Here is a 15,281-nt window from a genome sequence, read left to right as displayed (position 1 = left end):
GCGGGCGTAGGGCGTCGCTCGCCATCGTCAGATGACCTGTCAGTGCCGTCTCCTAGGCTCCGCTCTTGAACAAGGAGTGCGAACGGAGAGGGGACACGGATGGGCGGCGACGAGTGGGCCCGCTCCGGCCCGCATCAGCGTGATCTGGCGGCCGCGTTCCGGCAGGCCCAGGAAGACGAGCTGGCGCGGGACAACCGCGGCTTCGGGGGACGGTCCGTCGAGCAACTCTGGCGCGACCCGGAGTGGCAGGAGTACATCTTCACCGGTGGCACGGGAACCGTGCTGGACTTCCCTCTCATGATCGAGGCCGAGGACACCGACGACGGTCCGTTCATGCGGCCGCTCGCCGACAGCGAGGTGCGTGCGTGGGCCCCTCACGGCCGGCCCACCTACGAGGAGTGGCGGGCCGCTCTCGACTCCGGATGGTTGGAGTTCCCGGGCCGCGGCCAAGGGAACTGCACAGTGCTCTACCGCGACGGGAAGCCCGTGCAAATCGGCTACTGGGGCGTCACCGCCGACTAGCAGGGCACCAGTAGCGCCCAGCAATGCGGCCCCCGCACCTGTTCCGGGGTACGTCGATTCGTGGGGCTCGCCTGGCGTGACGCATCAGGATCCCGTCCACGCCTGCCCACGAACCCCGAGATGCGGCCGCGTCGGGCCGCATGGGCCTGCGCGCACAAGAAGACCCCGGCCTCAGCATTTCCGCTGGTGACGGGGTTTTTGGGCACCTCATAGGGGTGCCCAAGGGGATCAGGTACGCGACTTACTTCAGGCAGCGCAACTGACTCCTGAGGAAATGGACTTGTTGATCGATGCCGGTCCAGTGCACTCGGACCCAGAAGGCGGGAGAAAACACGGAATGGCGCGCCTGGGCAACCTCGCACCACTTGGCTGTAGTGACGTCTCGGCTGATAACCACCGGCTACCCCTGGACGACCAATTCCAAGGGCCGGCGCTATCCAGGGCCGATTGACGAAGACGCGTGGAGGGCGTCCGCATGGGGCATCGTCGGCTTCGTGGTTCTGCGGACGATTACAGTGGCGCAATGTTCGAAGGCAAGTTGGTAAGGCTGCGTTCGCTGCGCTTCGAAGATGCGGAGCATCATCTTCGGTGGCGCAACGATCCGGAAGTGGTGCGCTGGGCCACGGCCGGCGATCCGTGTTTCGGCCCGGTCACGGCGGAGGCGCTCGGTCTCGGCTTCGAGACCATGCTGCGTCTGAATCCGAGGGAGTCGGCCGTGTTCACGGTCGAGGACCTGATGGGCGGAAGCGTGATCGGCATGGCCGATTACCGGGACTTGGACCCGTACGTCGGGGTGGCCACGCTGGGAGTGACCATCGGCGAGCGGGAGTTCTGGGGCCGTGGCCACGGCAGTGACGCGCTGCGGCTGCTCGTGGACCACCTGTTCGGCGCGTATGGCCTGAGCCGGCTGGAGCTGGATACCTGGAGCGGCAACGAGCGCGCCGTACGCGCCTTCACCAGGTTGGGTTTCCGTGAGGAGGGCCGCCGCCGGTCGGCCGTGCTGCTGGACGGGAAGCGCTACGACAGCGTGCTCTTCGGGATGCTCCGCGAGGAATGGGCGAACCCCGCATGACGGCGTAGATGATCTCCGGGGGCTGCCTGCGGACACACGGACGAGGGCGGCCGAGGTCATTGCGCGCCGAACAACCTGCCCACCCTCGCGACAGCACTCCTGTTGGCATCCGCCCCGACCAGCCCCAGATTCTTGCTGGCTCACCGGCTGGTGCCCCCGGCGGGGCGCTCGGAGTACGGGGACAGGCGGAACCGCTGGTCGGCGGCGGGCGGGCCGTTGGTCATTCAAACGGTGGTGCAGCTGAACCGTCGGACAGCGGGCCGCGGCGAGCGCCGACCGTGGTCCGTTGTCGTCACCTGCGCAGGCCGCGCATCAGCGCGGCGAGCCCGCCGAAGAACTCCTGGTCGGCGCCGACGTCCTGCGCTTGGTGTGCGGTTTCGGCCAGGCGCGGGAACTCGATCGGCGGCAGAGCGGAGATGGCGACCGTACCCTCGCCGGATAGAGGCCCCAGGTGCTCGAGCTGGATGGCTCCGATGACGTAGCTCAGGAGGGCCCGCAGTGCGACGACGCGTTGCGGGCCGTCGAAGCCCGTCTCGGCGAGAACAGTGAGTACGGCCTCCGACCAGCGCAGCACCCCGCGAGACCGGTGCCGGTGGGTGATCGTCAGCGGCATGACGGCGGGATGGGCGCTGACGACGTCGCGCAGGCGCCGCACCAGGGTCTCGATCCGCTCCTCCCACGGCGCGTCCGAGGGCGGCGGCTCGGTGTCGACGGTTCCGAGCACGGACTCGACGACCAGCCGTTCGAGTTCCTCGCGGTCGGCCACGTAGCGATAGAGCCCCATCGTGCTCATGCCGAGTTCCTTGGCAACCGCACGCATCGACAGGCCGGCGACACCATCGCGGTCCAGGACGGTGAGAGCGGACGAGGCGAGATGGTCCGGGGTGAGTGAACGGGGGCGAGGCATAACGGTTGACAGCGTACGGCATACGCTTACGCTGGTAAGCGTATGGTGTACGCCTAAAAGGGAACGGGGATCATGCGAACGACTCACAGGAACGCGTGGACAGAAACCTTAGGACCCGGTGCCGTTGTCGGTGCCCACGACCTCACGGCCGTCTCCGGCGCCCAGATCGCCGTGCCCGACGGTGCACGGCTGACACATCTTCAGTTCCGGCGGTTCGCCGGCTGCCCGATCTGCAACCTGCACCTTCAATCGGTGGTGCGACGACACGCGGAGATCGCTCAAGCGGGAATCCGCGAGATCGTGGTCTTCCACTCGCCCGCAGAGGAACTGCGGAAGCACGTAACCGACCTCCCCTTCGCCGTCGTAGCCGACCCCGCCAAGCGCCTGTACGTCGAGTTCGGGGTGGAGTCGTCGTATCGCGCGTTGCTCAGTCCGCGGGCCTGGGCACCGACCGCCCGGGCCATCCTGCGCAGCACGTGGGCGATCCTCCGCGGACGGGAGCGTCCGCCGTCCCGCAGGCCGCTCGGCGGACGGCTCGGCCTTCCCGCCGACTTCCTGATCGCACCCGACGGCCGCGTCCTCGCCGCCAAGTACGGCGAACACGCCTACGACCAGTGGCCGGTCGACCACCTGCTCGAACTGGCGGCGCAAACGTCACTGCCATCAGGACCTCGTCCCGAAAAGGCATCATGAGCGACGATCCCTGGCCCACCCCGGCGAGGGAACTCGCCGAGTATCCGAGGCCGCTCGTCGGCTGACCTGGGGCGATGCTCCACGATCCTGTCCACAAAGAGGCCACGGAGGCCATGTCTCAGAGGTCATAGTGCTGCCCGACGCCGCACACGCCCGCGCAGTTAAGGAGAGCCCGGCCTCGGCGATTCCGCCGCTGGCGGAGTCTTCGGGCACCTCATAAGGGGTGCCGCCGGCAGGATTCGAACCCTGCGCACACGGCACCGGAGCGCAGTCAGAGGTGGGCTTGCACATGGGCTCCGAGTACCAGGTTCGGTTCCTTGAATCGCGGGAGGCGTGTGGTGCCCTCCTGTACCGCAGATAGTGCGTACTGGCAGGAAGCAGCTCCGTAGCGATGCCACGTCGCGCCCTCGCAAAGGCAGAGCAGACCGGGAGTTGCCTCCGGCTCCTACGGCCTTTGAGTGGTCGGCTTCGCCGACGGGCTGTAACACCCCGGGTGTTGCAGCCCGTCCTTGACCGGACAGCCCGGCCGTCGCAAGTCAGTGGGACGGCGACGGGGGCCACTGCCCGCGGGACAGGTCGTGGTCGAGCAGTCGGTCGCTGACATCGCCCTTGTAGAAGAGGTCCGAGCCGAACTCGTCACCGAAGTGCTCCGCCAGCAAGGACGAGAACAGCAGTGCGGCTGACTGCGGCCGGTGATTCATGACCAGCTGACTGGTCTCGCCCGCCTCGTTGAAGTACACGACGACGAAGTTGTAGATCTCGATTCCACCCGGACGGTAGGTCTCGCTGCCACGGATGGTGGAACGGTAGTCCTCCAGGAAGAGTTCGCCGCGTTTGCCGAAGAAGCGGAAGTCCTGGAAAGCGTAGTTGCTTCGAGCGAAGCTCAGCAGCTTCCCCACCTTTTCCTTGCCGATCACTTCACCGTTGGCGAAATTGCCCTGAAGGATGACGTCGTCGGCGAGATTGTCGAGCCACTCTGGGTAGTAGTCCAGGTGCGGCGCCTGGTTGTTCAGCCTGCCGGTGGGCTCGTTCGATGTGGTCATGGCAGTCGTTTCCTCGTTCCTGGATTTGATTCGGTACGTTTTCGAGCTCGGGACGTCCGGAGGTTTTGGAATTTACCAGCGCGGCGCACTCCCGGGCCAATTACGACTCCCCTCGTCCGGACAAGAAATTCTCGTTCGAATCAGGGGGGCGAAGGTGTCGTCCGGGGATATCGAGCGTCTCGGCGACCAGCCTGTTGATCGTGTCGGTCACCTTGCGCCTGTCCTCCGGTTTCGATATGCCCGTCGGCAAGCATTCCTGCTGCGAGCAGTTCCTCCGATGAAAAGAATCGCTGACGGTAACGATCGCTGTCCAACGAAAGTCAGAGACTGCACTTATCTCACTGAGAGATAAGTAGGGAGCTCCCGGAGGGATACTGGGAGGGTGGAACTGCGCCAGCTCGAGCACTTCGTCGCCGTCGCCGAGGAAGCGAACTTCACCCGTGCCGCCGCACGGCTGCACGTCGTCCAGTCCGCGGTCTCCACCACGATCAAGAACCTCGAGAGAGAACTCGGCACGCCGCTGCTGGAACGCACCACCAAACGCGTGCTGCTCACCGACGCCGGTGCCGCCCTGCTCCCGCGCGCCCATGCCGCCCTCGACGCCGCCCGGGAAGCCGCGGACGCGGTGGCCGAGGTCCGCGGAGGACTGCGCGGCACCCTGCGGTTGGGCACGATGACCACGGTGGGGCTCATCGACTTTCCCGCGCTCCTCGGTGAATTCCACCGGCGTCATCCCGGTGTGCTCCTGCAGACCAGCGCCGCCGCCTCCGGCTCCCAGGGCCTGATCGACGCCCTCCTCGAACGGCGGCTCGACCTCGCCTTCGTCTCGCTGCCCGGACCGCACCCGACGGGGATCATGCTGACCGACCTCGTCACCTCGGTGCTCGACCTCGTCGTTCCGGCCGACCATCCGCTCGCGAAGCGCCACACCGTGCCGATCACCGAACTGGCCGGCCTGGACTTCGTCGACTTCCCCGTGAGCTACGGCATCCGGACCGTTGCCGATCAGGCCTTCGCTGCCGCCTCCGTGACCCGTCGCGTCGCCCTCGAGATCACCGACGTCCCCACCGGCGTGGCCTACGTCCGCAACGGCCTGGGCGTGGCGCTATTGCCACGGCCTGCCCTTGCCGAGGCGGAGGACGTCGCCACGCTGACCATCCACGACGCCGACCTGGACTGGCCGTTCTCCCTGGCCGTTCCTTTCGAGCGCACACCCGGTCGTGCGGCACGTGCCCTGATCGCGATAACTCACGAGTTCCTCATCTGGCGAGGATGAGCATCGCCTCGGAGTGCTCAGACCGGGTTGCAGTCGCGCACGGTTGACCTCGTGGACGATCCGGATGCCTTGCGAGCACATAGGGATGGGGGAAAGCGCTGAGGGCTGGGTTCTGTCCGGCGGGTCATGGGAGGGAGCTTCATGTGACTGCTCCTTCGATCTCCCGCTGCCTTGTGCACCAGGAGCCCCAGCCGCACGCTGACGAAGTGACTGTGTCCGATGAAGTGCGAGCAACGTGTTTCACGTCGTTTTCTCCTGAGGAGGTGGATCTCGCACTGCGGGTTCTGGAGACATACGACGGGGAGGAAAAGGACCCAGTGCATCGAGTTGTAATCGCCTTGAGCGGTGGCAACTTGTACAGGCTCGCTTCCTGGATCAACGGGGTCAGGCCATCGCTCGATCAGCTCTTCTGGATCGCCGGCGCCATGCACCGGCCGCTGCCCGCCGACAGCGAACACGTCCAGGCCGTCGCCGTCCTGGCCGCGGCGCCCACTCAGGCGGCAGCCGCCCGGCTCACCCGCAGCCAGCTGTGTGCTCTTCTCAACCGTGCCGGACGACTCCGCCGCGGGATCGATACCGAGGTCGAACGGCTACGGGAGATCTTCCGCAGGGATTGCCTGCACCGGCTGCCGAAAGTCGAGCAGGCCATGGGCCAGGGAGGCCCAGGCGCTCATCCAGCAGCTCGACGCCGCCTGCCGGAGCGTCGACGACCTTGCGACGGCCACCGAGGAAGCGTTCCTCGCCCACCCTGAGGCAGGGATCATCACCAGCTTCCCCGGACTGCCGATGACGTCCGGCGCCCGTGTTCTGGCAGAGGTCGGCGACGACCGGAAGCGCTTCGCCGACGCCCGGGTCTTGGCGGCATAGGCCGGCGCCGCCCCGGTGACCCACGCCTCCGGTCGCAGTCGAGTCGTGGTCGCCAGAGCCGTCAAGAACCAACGGCCGGCCTCCGCAGGTTATATGTAGGCCTTCGCCGCCCTGCGCTCACACGCACCCCGTGAGCACTACGACGGCCGCCGCGCCAGCGGCGAACGACACACCGCGGCCCTGCGGAACCTGTTCCACAAGCTCCTCGGCTGTCTCTCCCGCTGCCTGCAAGCACGCACCCTCTACGATCCCGCGGTCGCTTTTGCGCCTGCCGTCGCGCTCGCTGCGTGATCGTCTGACCGGTCCCCACCACGAACAGGCCCACGCTGACGGCGGTGTGACTTCAGCCGACCCAGGGGCCTGGAAGCTCTTCACGGATGGTCTCAAGATCGGAAAACGTGCGCCCGCGCGCGTGGAGCCAGGACTGGTCCTGTAGGCCGTCCCGGCGGACCAGCCGGCCGGGAGCTGCGTACCAGCGGACGGGTGAGTCGTTGTCGCTCGCCCACATGGGATGGTCAGGCAGGCCGACTCGGGCATACCTGGCGTGGAGACCCGGCATCAGTGCGTCGGGCAGCTCGCAGGCGTCATAGAGGCTGTCTACGGCGAAGAGTGACTCGCTCAGCACCAGCTCGACCCAGACCAGAGACATTCGATCGAGAAAGGGAATCCAGCCCTGATGTGATTCCACCACCACCGGGGGATCGTCCTGGTCGACCTGGCTCAGGGGGATTCCCCAGAAGGCGCAGTCCTGATTCTCCCGACGGAAGACCAGGACGCCACCCTGGGCGTCATCGACATAGAGGCCAGCCGGTCTGACCAGTGGGTCCTGCTGCCGGGTCAGGTCGTCCCGGCGGCCGATGAGCGCATACCCCTCACGCAAAGCAGCCGGCAGCTCGAAGCCCAGATCGGCCTCCACTGCCGCCAGCTCGTCGGCGGTGCAGCCATCTTCCGGCTCCACCGGACGGCCCATCCACGCGTCGGCGAACCAGCGCACGAACTCCCAGGCGTGGGAGCGAGCACGCACTCCGCGTCGCAGAGCCACCGCTACATCAGGACCGTCCAGCACGCCGTGGACGCTATCGCCTTCCTCAACCGGCGGCGAACTACAGGAGGCCCAGTCTCCCCATAACCGACGACTCAACCTGACCCGCCAACGACATGAGATGTCTTGCTGGTGAAGCGGCCGCGGGAACGGCCGAGTCCTACCCCGGGGCGGTGCTGGCGCGGGACCGAGGGCCTCTTGGGGATTCGCGGCACCAGGCGGGGCGCCCCAGCCGCATCCGCATGCTGATGAGCCCGGCATAGGCGGAGTCCACACTCACCATGCGCCAGTCGATGCGTTCTTGAACATCCGCATCGGCAAGGATGACCTGGAGAATCCGATCCCAGGTCCCGTCTGCCGACCAGCGGCGGTGCCGCTCATAAACCGTCTTTCAGCAACCGAACCTCTCCGGCACGTCCCACCACCGTAGCCCGGTGCGAACCCGGAACGAGATCCCGTTGATCACCATACGGTGATCACTCCACCGACCACCCCGGCGACCGGACATCGGCAGATGCGGCACCAACCGCGCCCACTTCATCGTTCGTCAGATTGCCCCGCCCCACGCTCAGAACAATGTCCCCACCGCAGGGCGAGCAACGTGATCCGCCGGACAGGCCCTAAGCTCCCGGCCATGGCGAACGATCTCGGCTTCACGTGTTCATGCTGCGGTGAGTTCCACGCGGAGCTTCCGATGAGCTACTCGACCATGGCTCCAGGCGTCTGGCACCCGAGCTTCGCGGACGATTCCGACAGCATGCTCTCCTCCGATCAGTGCATCATCAAAGGCCAGCATTACTTCATCAGAGGCCTGATCGAGATACCGGTTATCGGCTGCGAAGACCGCTTCTCCTGGAGCGTCTGGGTTTCCTTGAGCCGAGACAGCTTTGCCCGAGCCCTGGACATGTGGAACACCCCCGGCCGCGAAGCTGAGAAGCCGTACTTCGGCTGACTGACCACCGAGCTCAGTCTGTACACACCCAGCACGCTCAACCTGAAGACGCACGCCCACACCCGTCCGCTCGGTCAACGCCCCCTCATCGAGCTGGAACCCACCGAACATCCCCTCGCCGTCGAGCAGCGCACAGGTATCACGCAGGACCGCGTACGCGAAATCGCGGAGGCGATCCTTCACCCCAGCAACAACTCTTGATCCGAGTTGCGTGACCGGTGTGCCCTGGGCCCGTAGGACTACTGTGAGCGGTCCGCGGGATGATGCCCGCTGACCTGCCACGAAGGCTTCCAAGATCAACCCGCTATTACAACGTGATCGCTGACAAACCGCTGCTTCCAGCGGCATCCGCCTGGGCAAACAACAAGACCCCGCACTCAGCAAACGCGCTGATGGCGGGGCCTCTCGGCACTTCCTGCGATGTGCCACCGGCAGGATTCGAACCTGCGCGTACGGCTCCGGAGGCCGTCCGATTCCCGCGTGTTCTCACAGGTCAGCGGCTCGCCTGACGCCCCGTCGGGCCCCTCGACCCGTGCATGTCCCACGGAAATGAAATGCCCTTCTTCCTCGCGCAAGCGTAGGCGTATACAGTGCGCCCCTCCATCGAACAGGGAGACTGTCCGGAGTGCGCGGGCACGTCAGGTGTGCCGGTTGCGCGCCTGGCTCGGTGGGGGCGCTCCCTCGCGGTGCTGGGGTGAGCGGTGGCCGGCGGGTGTCGGCCCACGGCTGCTCGTCCGGATGCCCGGGTGCGTGTGCCCATGCCGAGTTGGGTGCGGCACGAGTCGCACCCAACCCGCAAAGCCGTGTGCGGGAGAAACGCATGCGGCTTGAAGCGGCGGAGGCTGGAAACGGAGGGACAGCCACCGCGCCAGTCCCCGCCCCTCAGACCCGACGCTGGCGTCGCCGAAGGGAAGTTCGCCTGGGGCCGCCAGATTTCTGCCTCTCCGGGTGGGACGTAACCCTGCGGCCACAGCGTCTTCAGAGTGTGGGCGACGAACAGGATCTCGGATGAAGCGCCGGTACGAAGAGGAATTCATGGCGTTCGCCGCTGCGCGATCCGCGCCTCTGTTCCGCTCTGCGTGTGTGCTCACCAGCGGTGATGTGCACCTCGCGGAGGATCTGGTGCAGGACACGCTGGGCCGGATGTATGCCAACTGGCGCAGGATCGCGCAGGTGGACGACCCGGCGGCCTACACCCACACCGTCCTCGTACGGACCTACCTGTCCTACCGCCGTCGGCGCAGCAGCTCTGAGCAGCCCTCCGGCACCCTGCCGGACTCCGGCGCCGTCACCGAGTACGACGCCACGCTGCGGGTCACCTTGCTCGACGCTCTCGGCCGACTCTCCGCCCGGGACCGGGCCGTGTTGCTCCTGCGCTACTGGGAGGACCGCAGCGTCGAGCAGACCGCCGCGATCCTTCAGGTCCGGCCGGGCGCGGTACGCAATCAAAGCATGCGCGCGCTCGCCCGGATCCGGGACCTTCTGGGCCACGACCTGATGGAGCTCGTCAGCCCCTGACCCCGGTGCCACGGCACCTACCCCGCCCTCCGCACCGACCTCGAAACGCGGTGACCCGCCATGCCCATCGAAGAAGACTTCACCGAAGCCCTCCGCACCACCCTCCTGACCTTCGAGCCGCCCAACACCCCGTCACTCGTGCAGGCCGGTGTCCGCAACGGCCGACGCAGACGCCGCCGCCGCGCCACGGCCGTCGGCGTGAGCGGAGCAGCCGTACTCGCACTCGGCGGGCTCGGCACGGCGGTCGTTCCCGGGCTGCTGCCCGACGGGCGAACAGCCCACCACACGACCGCCGGTCCGGCGGCCTCGGCCACAACCGGCTCGGCCACGGCGTCCGCCACCCCGAAGCCGACCTTCACCCGTACACTGTCCGCCGACCGCGCGCTCGCCACCCTGACCGCACTGCTGCCGAGCGGCCTGACCCATACGAGCCCGCCCGGCGGCCGGCAGTCCGGGCAGTTGTGGGTGGACGACGGCCACGGCAAGTCTCTGCTCGAGGTGCACGTCTCCCGGCAGACCTCCACCACCGCGATCCGCAGCCACGTCTTCGCAGGCACCACCCCCCTGGCCGACGGCACCCTGATCAAGTCCCGGCAGGCACCACCCGGAACAGGCCCTGGACACACGGCGGTGAACGTCCTGCATCCTGACGGGCTCTACGTCACCCTCATGCAGTGGCAGGCGCCGAGCCAGAACTCCCCCTCGACCCCTTCCACGCCGATCCTGACACTGGCCCAACTGCGAGCCATCGCAACCAGCTCGCAGTGGCAGTAACGCCCGCAACGCAGGCGCGGCGGGCAGATCACCTCCGCATTCGGCGACTGTCTGGCCGCGCCCGCGCTGCGCCGGCAGTGCTGATCTGCCTGCAGACGCGGAACGACAACGTGCGGGCGGCGCGGAGCCAGCACGGCTCCCTGGTCACGCGACCCCCGAAACGAGCCGCACCCAACCCAACTCGCCGTCCACGAGTCCCACTTACAGATGGCTCCATCAGCCGTCGCCCCTGAAGGTACGAGGAAGTTCTCATGACGCAGCCCCTCAGATCGCGGAGGCATGCCACCGGTCGGATCAGGGCCGAGAAGGCGGATCCGGCGGAGTCGGCCGGCGGTGGCAGGGCTGCCATGCGCAGAGCCGGCAAGAAACCTGACAGAAGGCGCACACTCAAAACCGTCGGGCTGTTGCTCGGGTTCGTGCTGGTGCTCGGCGCCGGCACTGCCGCGTACGCGTACTGGAAGCTGAACAGCAACATCAAGTCCGACGATCTGTCCGCCAACGGCAAGGACGGCGCCGGGCACGAGAAGGTCGACGCGTTCGGACGCAGCCCGATCAACATCCTGGTCATCGGATCCGACGCCCGTAACAGCGCGGCGGACTGCAAACTCGGGGGCGCTTGCGGAACGGCCGGCGGCGCCCGAGCCGACGTGGAGATGATCGTCCACATATCCGCCGACCGGTCCAACGCCACGGTGATGAGCATCCCCCGCGACCTGCGGACCGACTGGAGCGGCTGCCACGACCCGGGCCACCCGAGCGTGCCGGCGCAGACCCGCACGCAGATCAACTCGGCGCTGAACGGCGGCCCCGGCTGCAGCGTCGTCGCGGTGCACCAGCTCACCGGGATACCCATTGACCACTTCATGATGATCGACTTCGCTGGCGTGGTGGCGATGTCCAACGCGGTCGGCGGGACGCGCGTCTGTGTCAGCAAGAACGTCTACGACCCCTACAGCCACCTGAAGCTGAAGGAGGGGTCGCACACGCTGAAGGGTGATGCCGCGCTGGAGTTTGTGCGGACCCGGCACGGCTTCGGTGACTCCAGCGACAGCCGCGGCCGGACCGACGCCCAGCACATCTTCCTCAACGCCCTCCTCAACCAGATGAAGAGCAAGGGCACGCTGAGCAGCCCGTCGAAGATGTGGGGCATCGCCAACGCCGCGACCAGGGCGCTGACCGTCGACAACAGCCTGGACTCCGCCGGCAAGCTCATCGACCTGGCCCTCGACCTCAATAAGGTGCCCGCCAGCCGGATCACCTGGGCCACCATGCAGACCCAGGACGTCGACCTGCCGGGCGGCGGGTCCGAGACGCTGATCGGCCCGGGCGCCAAGGAGATGTTCAAGACCATCGCGAACGACCAGTCGCTCACCGCGTCCACCGGGAAGAAGGGCTCCCCCTCGGCGACCGCCAGCCCGGTCTCCGCCGCCTCGGTCACCGTCCACGTCGAGAACGGCACCGGGGTGTACCACCGGGGGGCGCTGATCGCCCAGGCGCTGATCGCCCAGGGCTTCAGCAAGGAGACCGACTCGGGGAACGGGACTCCCTCCACCGCCACCTCGCTGACCTACCCGGCTGGGCAGAAGGCACAGGCCCAGGCGGTCGCCAAGGCGCTCGGCCTCCCGTCAAAGGCGGTCGAGCAGGGCACCGGTTCCCAGATCGTGCTGCTCATCGGCACCGATTGGACGACCGGCGACACTTTCCCCGGCGGCAAGCCGACTCCGACGCACGTCGACACCCAGGTGGCTCTGAACGGCTCCCACCAGCAGACCGGCGACACCGAGAAGTGCGCGACGGTCAGCCCCTACAACGACGTCATCGGGCTGGACGCCAACGGTATGCCCACCAGCGAGGACCACCCGCCGTCCAGCACCTCCCCGACCGAGGCGTACGCCCTTGCCAAGAACGTGAAGGACAGTGCGCCGTAAGCCTCTGACGCGGTCCTGTACTACGCGGGCCTGCGTCCAGCGGAGGCGGTCGGACTGAGGCGGTCGGACTGAGGCGGTCCGACTGCCACCTTCCGGACACAGGATGGGGCACGCTGACGCTCCGGGAGACGCGCCCCGTCTCCGGAAAGCAGTGGACCGATTCCGGGGAGCGTCACGACCACCGCGGGCTGAAAGCAAGGGAGGCCAAGAGCGACCGGCCGGTCCCCGTCCCGCCCGTCCTGGTGGCCATCCTGCGGGCGTACCTGAAACGCGTTCGGCACCGCCAAGGAAGGCCGCGTGTTCGGAAACGAACGTGGGGGAGTGGTCGGCTCATCCACCTACTGGCGGGTGTGGGAGGACGGGAGTACGCGCTCCCACCTGAGCGCGTCGACTCGCCGTTGGCCGGCCGCCCGTACGACCTGCGGCACGCCTGCACCACGCGATGGCTGAACGAGGGAGTGCCGATCGCCGAGGTAGCCCGCCGAGTGGGGAACGCTCCCGAGGTGATCCATCGCCGCTACCACGGCTGCCCGCCGACGAAGGTCATTACGACGAACCACCCATACCTACTATTCGTCGAACGGGTACTCCTATTGAACCGTCTGCCTCTGTCTGACTTCAGGCCGTAATCCGGGACAGGGGCGGGCGCGTTCCTAATCCGGGACAGGGACGGACGCGTTCCGTGAAGGCGCGTTCGCCCCTGCCCGTGTCCGAAAGGCACGTTCCTTGTCCTCGACGCTTTATCGAGTGCGCGAATCCCTTCCCGATGCCCCGAGCGCGCTGACGCGGGCGCGCGCGATCATGGGAGATCTGGCTGACTGGACCGCCCACCCCTGGCCCCAACTGGAGCCAATCACCACAGCCGAGCAGTACGCACATGCCCTCCACTCCTTCGACACTGCCCGAATGTACGGGAACCAAGGAGAACCCGGGGTCGGGTCCGCCCTCGATGAACTGCGGCGCCGCAGTGCCGTCACGTTCGACAAGGCAAAGCCGAACTCCTGGTTCGCAGGGTATGTAACGCTCCGCCCCGACTTGGCCGAACTTTGGCCGCTGCCAGCGGGGTTGACCCTCACCCTGGATTCGACCCGGCCCTTTGGCGACCCCTACAGCGAGCCCGACGAGAACTGCACCGAGGAGGAACTGGAGCAGATGGTCTCGGCACTCGGGCCGCCGACCCTGAACGTCAGATGGGACTGCGGCTGGCGCGGTCTGCCCGAGTTCAAGGACTGCGGCGTGGAACTCTGTCTGAACAGCGTCTGGACGCAGCAGATCGCGGAGTCGTTGCCCGGCGAGTTCGGCGTCTGGATCTCCCTCGGTAACCGCATCGCCTCGACGACCGTAGGCGAGAACTGGCGCCGCGACTGCGGACTTTCGCTGGGCGAACCCCAGCAAGGATGGTGACTCGGACGTCCAGAGCCTCTTACGCGCCGGTGGAGGCGACGCATGCGTGCCACTCGTGAGGGTCTGTACTGGTCCACATGGGGCGAAAGCGGGGCGGGCAGGTCGCCCAGCGCGCGATCTTGGCGAGCGACAGATCGGCGCCGGTCAGTGGCCCGCCGCCTCGGTGATCTCAGGGGTTCCCTCTGCGGTCTACCGCGCAATCGGCGGCAGTCTGGGCGACTTCGACCTCGGCGGCGACGCCGATGAAGGCCGTGTCGAGGGATATACCTGCTGTTCCTCGAACTGAACCGCCTGCCGCTGTCAGCCGTGAGGCTGTAATCCGGGACAGGCGCGGATGCGCACCGTGAAGGCGTGTCCGCCTCGCCCCTGTTCGAAAGGCGCGCTTCTTGTCCTCGACGCTCTACCGAGTCCGCGAATCCTTTCCCGACGCACCGAGCGCGCTGTCGCGGGCGCGGGCGATCATGCGCGATCTGGCTGACTGGTCCACCGCCCCCTGGCCCCGACTGGATCCGATCAGCACGGCTGAGCAGTACGCGTACGCCATCCGTTCCTTCCGCACTGCCCGCATGGTCGTGGACCGGGAACCTCGCATCTTCCCTTTCTTGGACGAACTGGTGCGCCGCGAGGCCATCACGTTCGACGCGGAGCAGCCGAGGTCCTGGCTGACGGCGAACCTGCTGCTCAGTCCTGGCCTGGCCGATCTCTGGCCGTTGCCCGGGGGCGTGATGCTCTCCCTGGACACGACCCTGCCCTTCGGTACCTCCGACAGCGAAGCCGAGGACGACGCCACCGAGGAGGAACTGGACCGGATGGTCTCCGTTCTCGGCCCGTTGAGCCTGGACGTCAGCTGGGACTGCGGCTGGCGCGGCCTGTCGGAGTCCAAGGACTGCGGCAGGCAACTCTGTCTGAACACCGTCCGGGCGAAGCAGACCTCTGAACTGCCCCTCGGCCAGTTCGGCGTCTGGATCTCCCTCGGCCCCCGCGTCGCCTGGACACCCGAGGGCCAAACCTGGGTCCGGGTCTCCGGACTTCCGCTGGGTGAACCCGAGGACGGCTGGTGACCCGGACGCCCCGCGCCCCTTCACGGCCAATACAGGCGACGACTTCGACTTCGGCGCTGAAGACGAAGGCCACGTCGGGGGGCACACCTACTCTTCGTCGAACTGGTCCGCATCGGCACGGTGCGCCCTGAAGCGGCCCTGCTCCTGGCACGGCTCATCCGGGCTGGCTTGGAAGCGAGGGACTATCAAGCGCGCTCTCCGGCGACTCCGCTGCACTGAACA

13 protein-coding genes, 1 tRNA gene and 2 pseudogenes are annotated in these 15,281 nt (G+C 67.2%); 11 read left to right on the top strand and 5 right to left on the bottom strand.

Annotation, left to right across the window (positions count from 1 at the left end; all coding sequences use genetic code 11):
* Window positions 1-99 precede the first annotated feature (99 nt).
* Both BLW82_RS13985 and BLW82_RS13980 read left to right on the top strand, forming a co-directional pair.
* Window positions 100-522 (top strand): hypothetical protein, encoded by a 423-nt coding sequence (locus tag BLW82_RS13985; protein WP_093499105.1) that lies wholly within the window; start codon window positions 100-102, stop codon window positions 520-522.
* Window positions 523-1,045: 523 nt separating this feature from the next.
* Window positions 1,046-1,594: a GNAT family N-acetyltransferase gene (locus tag BLW82_RS13980; protein ID WP_093499104.1), complete on the top strand. Its 549-nt coding sequence runs from the start codon at window positions 1,046-1,048 to the stop codon at window positions 1,592-1,594.
* Between the two features lie 292 nt (window positions 1,595-1,886).
* Here the strand turns inward: BLW82_RS13980 and BLW82_RS13975 are convergent, their stop codons facing one another.
* Window positions 1,887-2,501, bottom strand: coding sequence for a TetR/AcrR family transcriptional regulator (locus tag BLW82_RS13975; RefSeq protein ID WP_093499103.1), 615 nt, complete (start codon window positions 2,499-2,501; stop codon window positions 1,887-1,889).
* Window positions 2,502-2,753: 252 nt separating this feature from the next.
* Here BLW82_RS13975 and BLW82_RS13970 point away from each other — a divergent pair, with 252 nt between their 5' ends.
* On the top strand, window positions 2,754-3,194 hold the full coding sequence (locus BLW82_RS13970; protein ID WP_371131339.1) for an AhpC/TSA family protein: 441 nt from the start codon (window positions 2,754-2,756) through the stop codon (window positions 3,192-3,194).
* 536 nt (window positions 3,195-3,730) lie between these two features.
* Here the strand turns inward: BLW82_RS13970 and BLW82_RS13965 are convergent.
* The gene (locus tag BLW82_RS13965) at window positions 3,731-4,237 is read right to left on the bottom strand and encodes a hypothetical protein (protein ID WP_093499101.1); all 507 of its coding nucleotides are present in this window, start codon (window positions 4,235-4,237) and stop codon (window positions 3,731-3,733) included.
* A 382-nt stretch (window positions 4,238-4,619) separates the two neighbouring features.
* On the opposite strand from BLW82_RS13965, the gene BLW82_RS13960 reads away from it, so the two are divergent.
* Both BLW82_RS13960 and BLW82_RS45430 read left to right on the top strand, forming a co-directional pair.
* Window positions 4,620-5,513, top strand: coding sequence for a LysR family transcriptional regulator (locus BLW82_RS13960; protein WP_093499100.1), 894 nt, complete (start codon window positions 4,620-4,622; stop codon window positions 5,511-5,513).
* Window positions 5,514-6,059: 546 nt separating this feature from the next.
* Window positions 6,060-6,380 (top strand): hypothetical protein, encoded by a 321-nt coding sequence (locus BLW82_RS45430; RefSeq protein WP_256215793.1) that lies wholly within the window; start codon window positions 6,060-6,062, stop codon window positions 6,378-6,380.
* 343 nt (window positions 6,381-6,723) lie between these two features.
* Here the strand turns inward: BLW82_RS45430 and BLW82_RS13950 are convergent, their stop codons facing one another.
* Both BLW82_RS13950 and BLW82_RS45425 read right to left on the bottom strand, forming a co-directional pair.
* Window positions 6,724-7,374 carry an SMI1/KNR4 family protein gene (locus BLW82_RS13950; RefSeq protein ID WP_256215792.1) on the bottom strand — a complete coding sequence of 217 codons (651 nt, stop codon included), beginning with the start codon at window positions 7,372-7,374 and terminating at the stop codon, window positions 6,724-6,726.
* A 146-nt stretch (window positions 7,375-7,520) separates the two neighbouring features.
* Window positions 7,521-7,988 (bottom strand): annotated as a pseudogene (locus tag BLW82_RS45425) (IS5 family transposase); the annotation flags it as partial.
* 128 nt (window positions 7,989-8,116) lie between these two features.
* Between BLW82_RS45425 and BLW82_RS13940 the strand changes: the two are divergent.
* Window positions 8,117-8,575 (top strand): annotated as a pseudogene (locus tag BLW82_RS13940) (DUF2199 domain-containing protein).
* Window positions 8,576-8,797: 222 nt separating this feature from the next.
* Here the strand turns inward: BLW82_RS13940 and BLW82_RS44410 are convergent.
* Window positions 8,798-8,875: transfer RNA gene (locus BLW82_RS44410), tRNA-Arg, on the bottom strand.
* 507 nt (window positions 8,876-9,382) lie between these two features.
* Between BLW82_RS44410 and BLW82_RS13935 the strand changes: the two genes are divergently transcribed.
* From BLW82_RS13935 to BLW82_RS13910, 5 genes are all read left to right on the top strand, one after another.
* Entirely contained in the window at window positions 9,383-9,892 is a 510-nt protein-coding gene (locus BLW82_RS13935; protein WP_093499097.1) for a SigE family RNA polymerase sigma factor, read from the top strand.
* A 60-nt stretch (window positions 9,893-9,952) separates the two neighbouring features.
* Entirely contained in the window at window positions 9,953-10,666 is a 714-nt protein-coding gene (locus tag BLW82_RS13930) for a hypothetical protein (RefSeq protein WP_093499096.1), read from the top strand.
* A 404-nt stretch (window positions 10,667-11,070) separates the two neighbouring features.
* On the top strand, window positions 11,071-12,594 hold the full coding sequence (locus BLW82_RS13925) for an LCP family protein (RefSeq protein WP_256215791.1): 1,524 nt from the start codon (window positions 11,071-11,073) through the stop codon (window positions 12,592-12,594).
* A 747-nt stretch (window positions 12,595-13,341) separates the two neighbouring features.
* Entirely contained in the window at window positions 13,342-13,998 is a 657-nt protein-coding gene (locus tag BLW82_RS13915) for a hypothetical protein (RefSeq protein WP_256215790.1), read from the top strand.
* Window positions 13,999-14,459: 461 nt separating this feature from the next.
* Complete coding sequence (locus BLW82_RS13910) at window positions 14,460-15,059, top strand: hypothetical protein (RefSeq protein ID WP_256215789.1); 600 nt, start codon at window positions 14,460-14,462, stop codon at window positions 15,057-15,059.
* Window positions 15,060-15,281 lie beyond the last annotated feature (222 nt).

The sequence above is a fragment of the Streptomyces sp. Ag109_O5-10 genome, from assembly GCF_900105755.1.
In the GTDB taxonomy this organism is placed as follows: Bacteria; Actinomycetota; Actinomycetes; order Streptomycetales; family Streptomycetaceae; genus Streptomyces.
The sequence above is the reverse complement of the archived record's forward strand: the minus strand, read 5'-3'. Positions and strand labels throughout refer to the sequence as shown.